Source organism: Nitrosomonas sp. Is35, assembly GCF_033063295.1.
In the GTDB taxonomy this organism is placed as follows: domain Bacteria; phylum Pseudomonadota; class Gammaproteobacteria; order Burkholderiales; family Nitrosomonadaceae; genus Nitrosomonas.
Genome location: NZ_JAWJZH010000001.1, coordinates 1,634,181 through 1,647,334, shown reverse-complemented (window position 1 = coordinate 1,647,334; position 13,154 = coordinate 1,634,181). Strand labels below are relative to the sequence as shown.

At 45.6% G+C, this 13,154-nt stretch carries 13 protein-coding genes; 11 read left to right on the top strand and 2 right to left on the bottom strand.

All coding sequences use genetic code 11. From position 1 onward, the window contains the following. Nucleotides 1-77: 77 nt before the first annotated feature. Both R2083_RS07615 and R2083_RS07610 read right to left on the bottom strand, forming a co-directional pair. The gene (locus R2083_RS07615) at nt 78-710 is read right to left on the bottom strand and encodes a response regulator transcription factor (RefSeq protein ID WP_317538057.1); all 633 of its coding nucleotides are present in this window, start codon (nt 708-710) and stop codon (nt 78-80) included. Then, nucleotides 700-3,174, bottom strand: a complete 2,475-nt coding sequence (locus tag R2083_RS07610; protein ID WP_317530659.1) for a sensor histidine kinase — start codon at nt 3,172-3,174, stop codon at nt 700-702. Before R2083_RS07610 ends, R2083_RS07615 begins: the two co-directional genes overlap by 11 nt. A gap of 207 nt (nt 3,175-3,381) precedes the next feature. Here R2083_RS07610 and ccmA point away from each other — a divergent pair, with 207 nt between their 5' ends. The 11 genes from ccmA (at nt 3,382) to R2083_RS07555 (ending at nt 13,141) form a co-directional block, all read left to right on the top strand. After that, nucleotides 3,382-3,996 (top strand): cytochrome c biogenesis heme-transporting ATPase CcmA, encoded by a 615-nt coding sequence (gene ccmA / locus R2083_RS07605; RefSeq protein WP_317530660.1) that lies wholly within the window; start codon nt 3,382-3,384, stop codon nt 3,994-3,996. Between the two features lies 1 nt (nt 3,997). Next, a complete protein-coding gene (gene ccmB / locus R2083_RS07600) occupies nt 3,998-4,657 on the top strand; it encodes a heme exporter protein CcmB (RefSeq protein WP_107803679.1) in 660 nt (219 codons plus the stop codon). Nucleotides 4,658-4,888: 231 nt separating this feature from the next. Beyond that, nucleotides 4,889-5,632: a heme ABC transporter permease gene (locus tag R2083_RS07595; RefSeq protein ID WP_132428509.1), complete on the top strand. Its 744-nt coding sequence runs from the start codon at nt 4,889-4,891 to the stop codon at nt 5,630-5,632. Then, a complete protein-coding gene (gene ccmD / locus R2083_RS07590; RefSeq protein ID WP_317538056.1) occupies nt 5,629-5,829 on the top strand; it encodes a heme exporter protein CcmD in 201 nt (66 codons plus the stop codon). The genes R2083_RS07595 and ccmD overlap by 4 nt, the downstream gene beginning before the upstream one ends. Next, nucleotides 5,813-6,262: a cytochrome c maturation protein CcmE gene (ccmE, locus tag R2083_RS07585; protein WP_317538055.1), complete on the top strand. Its 450-nt coding sequence runs from the start codon at nt 5,813-5,815 to the stop codon at nt 6,260-6,262. The genes ccmD and ccmE overlap by 17 nt, the downstream gene beginning before the upstream one ends. An 80-nt stretch (nt 6,263-6,342) precedes the next feature. Next, nucleotides 6,343-8,397: a heme lyase CcmF/NrfE family subunit gene (locus R2083_RS07580; RefSeq protein ID WP_317538054.1), complete on the top strand. Its 2,055-nt coding sequence runs from the start codon at nt 6,343-6,345 to the stop codon at nt 8,395-8,397. Then, a complete protein-coding gene (locus tag R2083_RS07575; protein ID WP_317530663.1) occupies nt 8,394-8,924 on the top strand; it encodes a DsbE family thiol:disulfide interchange protein in 531 nt (176 codons plus the stop codon). Before R2083_RS07580 ends, R2083_RS07575 begins: the two co-directional genes overlap by 4 nt. Before the next feature lie 40 nt (nt 8,925-8,964). Next, nucleotides 8,965-9,465: a cytochrome c-type biogenesis protein gene (locus tag R2083_RS07570; RefSeq protein ID WP_317538053.1), complete on the top strand. Its 501-nt coding sequence runs from the start codon at nt 8,965-8,967 to the stop codon at nt 9,463-9,465. Then, nucleotides 9,462-10,793, top strand: coding sequence for a c-type cytochrome biogenesis protein CcmI (ccmI, locus tag R2083_RS07565; RefSeq protein ID WP_317538052.1), 1,332 nt, complete (start codon nt 9,462-9,464; stop codon nt 10,791-10,793). Before R2083_RS07570 ends, ccmI begins: the two co-directional genes overlap by 4 nt. Nucleotides 10,794-10,796: 3 nt before the next feature. Further along, a complete protein-coding gene (locus tag R2083_RS07560; RefSeq protein WP_317530666.1) occupies nt 10,797-11,264 on the top strand; it encodes a peroxiredoxin in 468 nt (155 codons plus the stop codon). A 134-nt stretch (nt 11,265-11,398) separates the two neighbouring features. Then, nucleotides 11,399-13,141 carry a dihydroxyacetone kinase family protein gene (locus tag R2083_RS07555; RefSeq protein ID WP_317538051.1) on the top strand — a complete coding sequence of 581 codons (1,743 nt, stop codon included), beginning with the start codon at nt 11,399-11,401 and terminating at the stop codon, nt 13,139-13,141. Nucleotides 13,142-13,154 lie beyond the last annotated feature (13 nt).

Sequence of the window (13,154 nt, the reverse complement as noted above, 5' to 3'; positions counted from 1 at the left end):
CGTAGGGTTTTTTGAGGATAGTTGGTATTTTAAGCGCCCAAAATTCTTCGCGAAAATGCTTCACAGCACTCGAATTGTTATTGTTGCTGAGAGATCCAGCGTGTAGCGTAGCGAATCAAATCGGCGCCATCTTTCAGGTTTAATTTTGACCGGATATTAAAGCGGTGCGTGTCGATGGTTTTAATGCTGCGGCACAGCATTTGAGAGATTTCGTGACTATTATGTCCTTGCCCGATTAAGTGTAAAACTTCAAGTTCACTGGATGTCAGTGCATTTATTAGATGTTCAGGTTCCGAGCTTTTCATAACCATTCGTTTTAAAAGCTTTTTGTGCATCTGCTTGCTGAGATAAACATTACCTTTTAGAACCTCACGGATAGCTTCAAGCAGTACTTCACCAGGTTCATGTTTCATGACATAACCCAGTGCGCCCGAGCGCAATGCGCGTTCAGCATAAACCGATTCATCATGCATGGAGATAAAAAGTACCGGTAAATCCGGAACCGCTGCATGTATACTCTTGATGACTTCAAGTCCCGATACCGTTTTGAGTGTTACATCCAATAAAATAATATCAATCGAATTATTTTTCTTGAGTATTTCCATTGCTTCAGCGCCATCACCCGCTTCAGCAAAAACTTCCATATCCGGTTCCATATTGATGAGCATTGCAAGGCCATGCCGTAACATGGCGTGATCATCAACTAGCATTACTTTTGCTTTCATTGTCGATATTTTTAGTTAATTGTGTTTTTAAACGAACTTCTGTGCCACCTTCTTTGCGGGCTAAAATTTCCATCTTTGCGCCCAATTGCTTCGCACGGTATTGCATAATTTTAATGCCCATTCCCGGTGTCGATGGATGATTGATATCCATTCCAGTAAAACCACATCCATCATCGCAGATTGATAAGCGAAGCGTATTTTCATCGGATGTTAAGGTAATGGTTATATGCTGCGCTTTACCATGCCGGATGGCATTATTAACAGCTTCTTGCGTAATCCGGTACAAATTGAGTGCTACACTATTGTCATTGATTATACTAATGTTATGCCACGAGAAATTACAGTCGATATTATACGTTGTTGAGATTCTGGTGGCCAAGGTTTGTAACGCTTGAATCAAGCCATTGGCTTCCAATTCGAATGGCAGTAATCCCTGCGCAAGCTGCTTGATGTGAATTACAGCAGTCTGTGTTTGTGAAGCAATCGAGGCTGCCAATGTGGTCAAATTTTCATTTCCGATCGTTGAAGCGGAAATTTTCTTTTCGAGTACCCTCGCTTGATAACCAATTGCAGCGATCTGTTGCCCGACATTATCGTGTAATTCCTGTCCGATCGTATGTGCTTGCTCTTCGGCCACGGAGACCAATGCTTGCTCTAACCGCCTGAGTTCAAGCCAGCTTCCTAAATCATTGGCAATCGCATTAACAAGCTTCTGTTCTTCCGGCACGCGAAATGGTTTGTTTTTAGAGTAAAAAATAATTAAATGCCCGCATTCTTTTCCATTAACGCAAATTTTCGATTGCAAAGCAGATTTATTGTCATAAATTTTATGACTAGATTCAAAGTTAGAGTGGTTAGTATCAATTTTGCTCACGGTGTGAGGTTGGTTGCTGACATTGGAATTCTCACTGAAAGAAGTAAAATATTTGCCATTGATATCGATTACAGCAGTCGCAATTTCCGGATACTGCAAAGCCGGTATCAAATATTTGAATATACTGAAGCAAACATCTTCTAACGAAAGCTCCATTCCTATACTGCGGCGGATTTCATACAGGCATGTGATTTCTTTAAGACGTGCATGCAATAACTCGTCAATTTGTTTGCGTTCAAGCCATAGCGCTAAATCACTCGTAATTGCATTAATCAGTCTTTGTTCTTCTATTACTAAAAAAGGTTTGTCTTTAGGGTAATAAACGCTTAACTGGCCACAAGCTTTACCATTAATGCAGATTTCTGATGTCAGTTCATGTGTAAAGTCCCTCGTCTGAGGTACGGAAGAAATGTGTTTTCCATCGAGATTGATTGTGATTGAAGTATATTCAGGGTGTTGCATGGCGGGTATTAAAAACTTAATAATATTTTGACAGACTGCTTCTATCGATAACTCCAGTCCGATACTGCGGCGGATTTCATATAGGCAAGTGATTTCTTTAAGGCGTTCCCGCAATTCACTTTCTTTGCGGCTTAATTCAATGGAAAATTGCTCGGCTGTTTCTTTAGCTTTCCTTGCTTCTTTTTCCGATTTGATGAGTTTGCGTACAAACCAGTTTAATAACAATATCTCGGCAATAATCAGTGCTGCAAGATAAATACTGATATCTTGCAGCTTTTCAGTAACCGGTTTAAATAATTCTTCCTCATCCAGCTTGAGAATCATGCTAAGACCAATGGAATCCAAGGAAGCATAGGTTTCTATCACAGGTACTTGACGATAATCCTTAGTGGCGGCAACCCCGCTTTTCCTGTAAACCGTCAGGAATTTGGATGGTCCACTTTCACTCGGAAGTAGATGCTTGAATTGGACGCCGTTAATCTGGCTAATCAGACAAGCCATTTCATGTTTTCCTTCTTCCGGTTTTGCGCATAAAACGAACTCACCGGTTTCGCCGATCGATCTTATCCCTATGAACCGGCTCGTGAGCTGCGGTAATTTGACTTGCGTAGTGATACTGCCAATGCGTTGTTTGTCTTGATCGAGCACATCATTTGTGGTGTGAAGAAAAAGTTGCTTGTCCCATATGAGGAATGTGTCTTTGTTTAACCGGAGCGCTTCTTTACTTTTGGAGAACTCACCTACTTGTGACAGTGTTTTACCGCGTATATCACGTACGATGGCTGCCGAGAAGCCCGCTTCAGGCAGCGAATTAACATTCCGCATCAGATCATGTAATGCATTGAGATTGCCAGGTTCGGCGGTGAGTTGTTGCATCGATTGAACAATAAAAGGGCGCAGCGATAGTGCGCGAGCATCTGCCAAACCTTTTTCAATTTGGGATTCCAGCAAAAATGACTTCCCTTGCAAGGCAACAGCCAATCCTCTACCCAGCACCGACTCGATTTCCTGCCGCATGGCAGTGTACACGGTAATGCCTGTAGTCAGCGTAAGTCCCAGCAATAATAAGCCACCTATAATGCTGATTTTGCGATCATCGCGTGTAAAAAACAAAACACTCTCCTTAATTATAATTCCCGGATCACAGATTCAATAAAGTATATTAGAAATGAAGATTTCTGATTAAAATTTCGCCGATCACGTTTGATGTGTTTGATAAAGTCATCAAGAATCGCACAATACTTCACCGAATGATCTGCGGTGCCATAGCTATCCTCAATGCGTTATAATCAGCAGTCTATTCCATTGATCGATAAAATAATGCTACAAGGTATCAATCTCGCATGTGTTCGCGGTGATCGCGAGCTTTTTAGAGATGTCAATTTTTCACTTGAAGCGGGTGGCTTGATGCAAGTGCGCGGCCCGAATGGGAGTGGCAAGACCAGTTTGTTACGCATGCTGTGCGGACTGTCCAATCCCGCCGCCGGTGAGACTCGCTGGAATGGCACTTCGATTCGCGTGCTGGATGGTGAGTATTATGGCGCGATGACTTATATCGGTCATTTAAGCGGCACGAAAGATGATTTAACGGTGATTGAGAATTTACGCATTTCAAGTGCGCTAGCGGGTTTTGACATCGGTGCCGATCAGGCGAAAGAAGCACTCGGTCATATCGGCTTACGGGGCAGGGAAGTATTGCCAGTCAAGGTGTTATCGCAAGGTCAGCGGCGCCGTGTTGCGCTGGCTCGTTTGCTGGTATGTAAAACTTCCTTGTGGATTCTGGATGAACCCTTGGTCGCATTGGATGTGGCAGCAGTTAAATTGATTCAGGAGTTGCTCGAGCAACATTTGCGGGAAGGTGGCATGGTAGTCATGACGACGCACCAAGAAATTGATATTACAGCAACATCAACTACACAGCTGCATCTGGCTTGATATGTTTATGTGGATAATTAAACGTGATCTCTTGCTGGCGGTACGGCGTCAAGCGGATGTGCTGACTACGCTGTTTTTTTTCATTATTGTGGTGAGCCTGTTTCCGCTCAGCGTCGGGCCGGAAATGAATATGCTCCGCACCATGGCGCCAGGTGTAGTATGGGTTGCGGCATTATTGGCTTCCATGTTGTCGCTGGGTCGCATGTTCTCTAATGATTATTTGGATGGCACATTGGAGCAAATGCTGCTGTCGCCGCAATCGTTATCGCTTTTGGTGCTGGGGAAAGCTTCTGCGCATTGGCTGGTGACCGGTGTGCCGCTGGTATTGATGGCGCCGGTTCTGGGTATTCAATATGACTTACCGGGGGAAGCGTTGCTGGTTTTAACGGCGGCTTTATTACTGGGTACTCCGGTGTTGAGTTTAATAGGCGCTATTGGTGCGGCACTGACTTTAGGGTTGCGCGGTGGTGGTGTATTGGTTTCGTTACTGGTGCTGCCACTCTATATTCCTGTGCTGATTTTTGGCGCGGGTGCGGTGGAAGCGAATATGTCCGGAATGGAATTTGATGCGCACTTGTCCTTGATCGGTGCATTTCTTTTAGTATCTGGTGTTTTCGCACCCTGGGCAGCTGCTTCAGCCTTGCGTGTTTCACTGGAGTAGAACAACGCTGGTAATATTGAAGTTGATTTAACTTTCAGATGATAATTTCAGTAAGTTTTTGCATTATCTGTATAAATTTTTCTGCAAGATCACTCGAGATATCGAAATCACTTCTGGAAAGTCAATTCTGGATTTTGTCATTTTAGTATCGATTTGGTATAGAATTGGCGGCTAAAAATTTAGGGCTGAATCGGAACTGAAATTTAACGTGAAGAATTATAAAATTTAAATATGGCTATTAATTGGTTCAAATATTCTTCTCCAGCCAGTTTTTATTCACTGGCGGGGAAAATGATTCCGATATTTGTTGTTGCTGCGATAGCACTTTTAGGCGCGGGACTTTATGTTGGTTTTTTTGTTGCGCCTACGGATTTCCAGCAAGGTGAAGCCTACCGGATTATTTTCATTCATGTTCCCGCAGCGTGGATGTCGATGTTTCTGTATGTCGTAATGGCGTTCTGGGCGGGTATTGGTTTGGCGTTTAATACCAGGCTTTCCTCCATGTTTGCAACAGCCATTGCTCCAACCGGTGCGATGTTTACCTTTATAGCGCTGTGGACGGGTGCATTATGGGGCAAGCCGATGTGGGGGACCTGGTGGGTATGGGATGCCCGGTTGACTTCCGAATTAATTCTGTTTTTTCTTTATATCGGTTTTATGTCATTGCAAGCAGCCATTGATGACCCGCGCCGCGCAGATAAAGCAGGTGCGATCATTGCGCTGGTTGGCGTGGTTAACGTTCCGATCATTTATTTCTCAGTGCAATGGTGGAATACCTTGCATCAAGGTGCATCCGTCAGTGTCAATCAAGCGCCTGCGATGGCGAGCACCATGCTGACAGGCATGTTGATTATGGTATTTGCAAGCTGGATGTATTCCATTGCAGTGATATTGAAGCGCACGCGTGTGATCATTCTGGAACGCGAGAGCCATACAGCATGGGTGGCTGAGCTACATAAGAACGGAGCGATATGATGATTTGGTCAAGCTGGTCGGAGTTTTTTTCAATGGGTGGGTATGGACTCTATGTGTGGGGTTCATACGTTGTGACACTGATTTGTATCGTAGGAGAGATTTTATTAATTTCCAGACGCCACCGAACTTTGGAAAAACAATACAGTCTCATTTACGGCATCAATAAAGAAGAGATAAAAAATGAAACCACGTCATAAAAAACTTGTAGTTATAGTATCCGGAGTGGCGGCATTAGGCGTTGCCGCTACACTCGTATTAAATGCATTTCAAAGTAATCTGGTTTTCTTCTTCAGTCCATCGCAAGTCGTTGCAAAAGAAGCGCCGATTGGAAAAAGTTTTCGGATTGGCGGACTAGTTGAAGAAGGTAGTGTTAAACGTGATGATAGAACTACGACAGTTCGTTTTTCGGTAACGGATACTGCGCAAGCAATACCGGTTGTATATACCGGCATACTGCCCGATTTATTCAGAGAAGGTAAAGGGGTCGTTGCGCAAGGAAAAATATCCTCGGACGGTATTTTTATGGCGGATGAAGTGCTGGCTAAGCACGATGAAAACTATATGCCGCCTGAAGCAGCCGAAGCTTTGGAACAAGCTGCAAAAGCACAGAAGGCATCCTTGATACAGTAAAATTTTTCCCGGTTTTACTCATGCAGCCTGAGCGTATCATTTCCAAATTCTTAATAACCATTCATTTGTAAGAAAAAATCATGATCCCAGAAATTGGTAATTTTTCTTTAATTCTTGCTCTATTACTAGCCATTATCCAAGGAACGCTACCGATTATCGGCGCGGCTCGAGGTATTCCCTCGTGGATTGCACTCGCAAGACCGGTGGTACAAGGACAATTCGTATTTGTGCTGATTGCATTCTTATGTTTGGCATACTCCTTTATTAGCAGTGATTTCTCAGTCATGAATGTGGCTAAGAACTCAAATACAGAACTGCCCTTTCATTTCCGCTTGGCAGCAACCTGGGGCTCGCATGAAGGTTCTTTATTATTATGGGTTTTGATGCTGGCCGGTTGGTCTGTTGCAGTTAGTGTCTTTAGCAAGCAATTACCGGATGATATCGTTGCCCGGGTTCTTGGGGTTTTAGGGCTGGTCAGTATCGGTTTTCTGGTATTTATGCTGTTCACCTCTAACCCATTTGATCGCTTGTTGCCTGCCGCATTTGAAGGGAGCGATTTAAATCCATTGCTGCAGGACGCCGGTATGGTGATACATCCACCGATGCTGTACATGGGGTATGTTGGATTTTCTGTCGCTTTTGCTTTTGCTATTGCAGCATTGTTAAGTGGAAGATTGGATGCAACTTGGGCGCGTTGGTCGCGTCCTTGGACGATTGTCGCATGGGTGTTTTTGACCTGTGGAATCATGCTCGGTAGCTGGTGGGCTTATTATGAATTGGGCTGGGGCGGTTGGTGGTTCTGGGATCCGGTTGAAAATGCGTCATTTATGCCGTGGCTGGTTGGTACAGCTCTGGTTCACTCGCTGGCGGTTACGGAGAAACGCGGTAGCTTCAAAAGCTGGACTGTTTTACTGGCGATTTGCGCGTTTGCTTTAAGTTTATTAGGAACATTCCTGGTACGCTCAGGAGTTTTAACTTCGGTGCATGCCTTCGCGACAGATCCTTCACGCGGGGTATTTATTCTGGCTTTCTTGTTTATCGTCATCAGCAGCTCGCTGGTATTGTTTGCATGGCGGGCGCCGAAAGTTGGCTTGGGCGGAAAATTCGATTTACTCTCGCGTGAATCCATGCTGTTAGCAAACAATATCTTGTTATTGGTTGCAGCGGCAAGTGTTTTGCTGGGAACACTTTATCCATTGATTATCGATGCATTGGGGCTGGGTAAATTATCGGTAGGTCCTCCTTATTTTGAGGCGATTTTTGTGCCTGTGATGACCCCGGCAATTTTCTTGATCGGTGTTGGCCCTATTTCACGCTGGAAACAAATGAGCCTGCCAACATTGGCGGTCCGCTTGCGCTGGGCGTTTGCCGTAAGTGTGGTTTCTGCTTTGATCGCGCCATATTATATGGGTGAATGGAAACCGATGATTAGCTTCGGTTTATTACTGGCCTTCTGGATCATAGTATGTGCATTTGTTAATTTGAAACACCGCATAAGTAATAGCGGTGAAGGCAATTTATTCACCAAATTAGCCAGACAATCGAGAAGTTATTACGGTATGCACTGCGCACATATTGGTGTCGCTGTATTCATTATTGGTGTTACTTTGGTGAATGGTTACGAAACCGAGAAAGATGTGCGTATGGAGATTGGCAGCAAAGTAACGGTCGGTGGCTATACTTTTCAGTTTAACGGCACCCGTAATGATGTAGGACCAAACTATAAAGCTGTGATCGGTGATATTGCTGTCATTAAAGATGAGCAATTTGTTCGTAATATGTATCCGGAAAAGCGTACTTATAACGCATCCGGTATGGCGATGACGGAAGCAGCGATCGATACCGGCTTTTTACGCGATCTTTATGTAGCCTTAGGTGAACCGTTGACCAATGGCGCCTGGGTGGTTCGCGTTTATCATAAACCTTTTGTCGATTGGATTTGGTTAGGATGTCTATTAATGGCTATCGGCGGTATTACCTCAATCACTGATCGCCGCTATCGCTTGAAAATCACCAAAAAAGGCACTGCCAAAGTTGAAGAAAAAGAGCCTGAAAGCGCAGTGGTGGAGTCTCCAGTGGCTGTTGCCCCATCGGTGAATAAAGTTGAATTGGCAACGGAAACAACCAAAGTATGATGCGCTATTTACTTCCACTATTTGCTTTCATGGTGCTGGCAGCATTCTTGCTGGTCGGTTTGACATTGAATCCACGGCAAGTGCCTTCGCCGTTGATAGACAAGCCAGCACCGAAGTTTCAGTTAAATAATTTGCATCAACCCGACCAGATTATGTCCTCAGACGAGAATCTGGGTAAGGTTTGGATGCTCAATGTATGGGCATCATGGTGCGTTGCGTGTCGTGATGAACATCCTCTGTTAGTCCAACTGGCAAGAACCGGGATTGTTCCAATCTATGGCCTCAATTACAAAGATGAGCGTAATACGGCTTTGCAATGGCTAAAACGCTATGGTGATCCTTACGCTATTAGTATCGTTGATCCTGACGGTAAGGTTGGAATCGATTACGGTGTTTATGGTGTTCCTGAGACTTATGTGATTGATAAGAAAGGTATCATACGACATAAACAAATCGGACCTGTTACGGTGGATTCGCTTGAAAAAACCATTATTCCACTTATCAAAGAACTGCAGCAACAAGCATAAGCAGACTGTACGAATCTCATAAATAAAGGTTGATTTTGTCATGGTACGTCAATTTAATGGTGTAATGAAAGCTGCAGCGCTTATTTTTCTTCTATTTCTGCTGATTCCATTAACCGGATGGTCGAAAGAAGCAGTACCTGTCGCGGAAAATCCCGAGATCGAAAAAAGGATGCTGCTGCTGACGGAAAATTTACGTTGCTTGGTTTGTCAAAATGAGACCATCGCGGATTCCCGCGCAGATTTTTCAAACGATATCAGACGTGAAATTCGTGAGCAGATAAAAGCTAATAAAACCGATCCGGAAATTATCCAGTTTCTGGTAGATCGATACGGAGATTTTGTTCTTTATGATCCCCCCATCAAACCCACCACATTCTTGCTATGGTTTGGTCCGGTTATTTTGTTCGTGATTGGATTGGGTTCACTGATTGTTTATTTAAGACGCCGCCGTGTACAAATAGAAGATGTCTCGCTTTCGCAAGCACAGCTTGAAGAAGCGGAAGCGTTACTGAATGAAGATAAAAAAGGTAAAAACGTATGACGGCTTTTTGGGTTATTTCTGGGATTTTTATTGTTACCGCTCTGTTGTTCATTATTCCAACATTATTGCGGAGCAGGGACAATCAGCTTAAAAATTTAGAGCACGATGCTGTCAACATTACCGTGTACCGCGATCAAATTGCCGAGCTTGATCGCGACTTGGAAAACGATATTCTCAGCCGGGAACAGTACGACAGAAGTAAGCAAGAGCTGCAACAGCGGATGCTGCAAGATGTGACTGAGCGCGATAAGCCGGTGATAGGGAAAAATAAGAAAATCCGTAATATCGTGTTGTCGACTTTTATTGCATTGACGCTGCCATTGGCGGCTATCAGTTTGTATCTTGTAATCGGCGATACACGTGGTTTGTTGCCGCAAGCCCAACTTGCCAATGCAACCCAGCAAATGAGTCGCGATGGTGGAAACGCTCCGTCAGGTCACGATAATTTCTCATCCGTATTGGATAATTTGATTGCACGGCTGAATAACAATCCGGAAGATATCGAAGGCTGGATTATGCTGGGTCGTACTTATGCGATTATGGGGCGATACGCGGAAGCCGGCAATACCTATGCCAAACTGGTGGAATTGATTCCCGACAGTCCACAGATACTGAGTGACTACGCTGATGTTTTGGCCATGAAAAATCAAGGCAGTTTATCGGGTAAACCGGCCGAATTGATTTACGAAGCATTGCGCATTGATCCTAAATATCCTAAAGCGCTGGCTTTAGCAGGTACGATTGAGTTTGAACAAGAAAGATATGCGCAAGCAGCGGAATATTGGGAAAAATTGCTGGAAGGAATTCCTGCGGATTCTCCATTAGCCCAATCAGTGAAGGACAGTATTGCCGAAGCTAAATTACTGGCTTCGGGTGGCAAACCCGCCGCGCCGGAACAACCGGTTAAAGTTGCGGAATCGAAACAAGAAGCCAGCGCACAACCTGTGGAGAAAGCTGTGAGTTCTGATTCGCCTGCGGCAACATCGCTTTCAGTGTCTGGTCAGGTATCGATTAGCAGTGATCTGGCAACGAAAGTTTCGGGCAATGACACTTTATTTATTTACGCTCGGGCCAAATCGGGTCCGAAAATGCCACTGGCCATTTTGCGATTGAAAGCCAGCGATCTTCCGGCGACATTTACACTGACGGACGATATGGCTATGACGCCAACCATGAAAATGTCGAGCTTTCCGGAAGTCGTGATCGAAGCCAGAATTTCGAAATCCGGTCAGGCTTTCACAGCCAGCGGAGATTTGCAAGGGTTCAGCGAACCGGTCAAGCTCGGTCACAATAATATAGCGATCGTGATCAATAAACAGGTGCCATAAAAAATGCTCGCAATCAATCATCCGGTTGAAGATTTTTCCTTACCTTCGACTGATAATGCGGTGTTTTCATTGTCAGCGAATGCGGGCAAGCATCTGATTATTTATTTTTACCCCAAAGACGATACGCCGGGATGCACCTTGGAAGGCCAGGATTTTCGTGATCACTTGCCCGAGTTTACCAAGGAAAATTGCATCGTTGTAGGTGTTTCACGCGACAATCTCAAATCACATCAGTGTTTCAAGGAAAAAATGCAATTTCCTTTTGAATTGCTGAGCGATGAAGATGAAAAGATCTGCAATCTTTTTGGCGTCATGAAAATGAAAAATATGTATGGCAAACAAGTTCGCGGCATTGAACGCAGTACATTTGTCATCGATGTGCAAGGGATTTTAAGAAAGGAATGGCGCGGTGTGAAAGTGCCGGGCCACGTTCAAGAAGTTCTGAATTTTGTTACTACACTCAATCAATAGCTTTCCTGGTTAGTAATAGAAGATATCATTACTGTTTCTTTCTCTTCTTTTTTCAGACCTGCGTAGTTGTTCTGCATCACAGAGTAGTTATATGATTTGCCTGAATCATATTTTATGTAAATGGCACAACATAAATGACTTACTTATTCAATAATCCGGCGCAGTTTGCTGACGAACTGGTCGAAGGCTTTGCCGCCGCGCACCGGAATACAATACAACGTGTCAATGGCGGTGTAATTCGCCGGCACAAAACCAAGCCGGGACAGGTGGTTATGATCATCGGCGGCGGATCGGGTCATTATCCCGCTTTTGGCGGGTTTGTCGGTCAAGGATTGGCGCACGGCGCCGCGCTTGGAAACGTGTTTGCGGCGCCGTCGGCACAGCAAATCTGCCAGGTCGCGCAAGCGGTGGATGCAGGCGGCGGTATTTTGTTTTGCTATGCCAATTACGCGGGTGACGTACTCAACTTCGAACATGCGCAAGCGCAGCTCCGCACGCAGGGTATCGATGTGCGTTCGGTGGTGGTGACCGACGACATTGCATCGGCTGCGTTCGCTGAGCAACATAAGCGCCGCGGTATTGCCGGTACTTTACCGGTATTCAAAGCCGCCGCTGTTGCCGCCGATGCGGGTAAGCCGCTTGATGAAGTGGCTCGTATTGCCACAGCAGCCAAAGATCGTGTGCGTTCGCTGGGTGTCGCCTTTTCCGGTTGCACGCTGCCAGGCGCTAATAAACCGCTGTTCGAAGTTGCCAGCGGAAAAATGGAAGTCGGTATGGGCATCCACGGCGAGCCCGGTTTGTACCGCGTCGATGCGCCTTCTGCCGATGGTTTGGCGGAAATGCTGGTGAAGAAATTGCTCGCCGAAACTCCACTGTCGATTGGTAGTTTTTCCGGCGCACGTGTAGGGTTGATCCTCAATGGTTTGGGTGCGGTGAAGTACGAAGAATTGTTTGTTATTTACCGTAAAATTGATCAATTGTTATCTAAACACGGACTGATCATCATCGAACCGGTGGTGGATGAACTGATTACCAGCTTTGATATGGCCGGCGTTTCACTGACGTTATTCTGGCTTAACGATGAACTTGAGCAGACTTGGATTGCGGCAGCGGATACACCGGCGTTTCATCGCGGCAATATCGCGCAGGAAGCTCAATCCGAAGAAAATATCGCCGTAGCCGTTCAGTCTGTCCATGATAAGCAACCGCTAAAAACCGGATCGGCTGATTCACGAGCTGCTGCAAAAGTCGTGTTAATCGCACTTGAAGCGGCTCGGGATGCGATTGAGTCGCAACAGGAAGCACTTGGCCGTTTGGATGCCATTGCGGGAGACGGCGATCACGGTATCGGCATGCAGCGCGGACTTACCGCAGCCGTCGAAGCCGCTAGAGCGGCACTGGATGCCCAAGCCGGTGCAGGCACAATGCTGACGGTAGCCGGCGATGCCTGGTCCGACCGGGCAGGGGGCACATCAGGGATGTTGTGGGGTGTCATTCTACGTAACCTTGGCAATGCTCTTGGCGACGAAGCCAAGCCGGATGCCGCAATGCTTGCAACGGGCGTAACAGCCGCATTAGAAGCGATCGTCAGTTTGGGTAAAGCGCAATTGAACGATAAAACCTTGGTCGACGTGCTGTATCCATTCTCCGCAACCTTAACTCAAAGCGCCGCACAAGGTCTTTCAACCACCGAAGCCTGGACAGCGGCTGCGGAAATTGCCGCGCAATCTGCCGAAGCCACAAGAAATCTCACCCCAAAAATAGGCCGTGCGCGTCCGCATGCGGAAAAAAGCATCGGCACACCGGATCCGGGTGCTGTTTCAATGGCGTTGATTGCTGGTGCGACAGGTAAAATCATTAGAAGGTATTGCCCTTAATCATTCGTTCAAG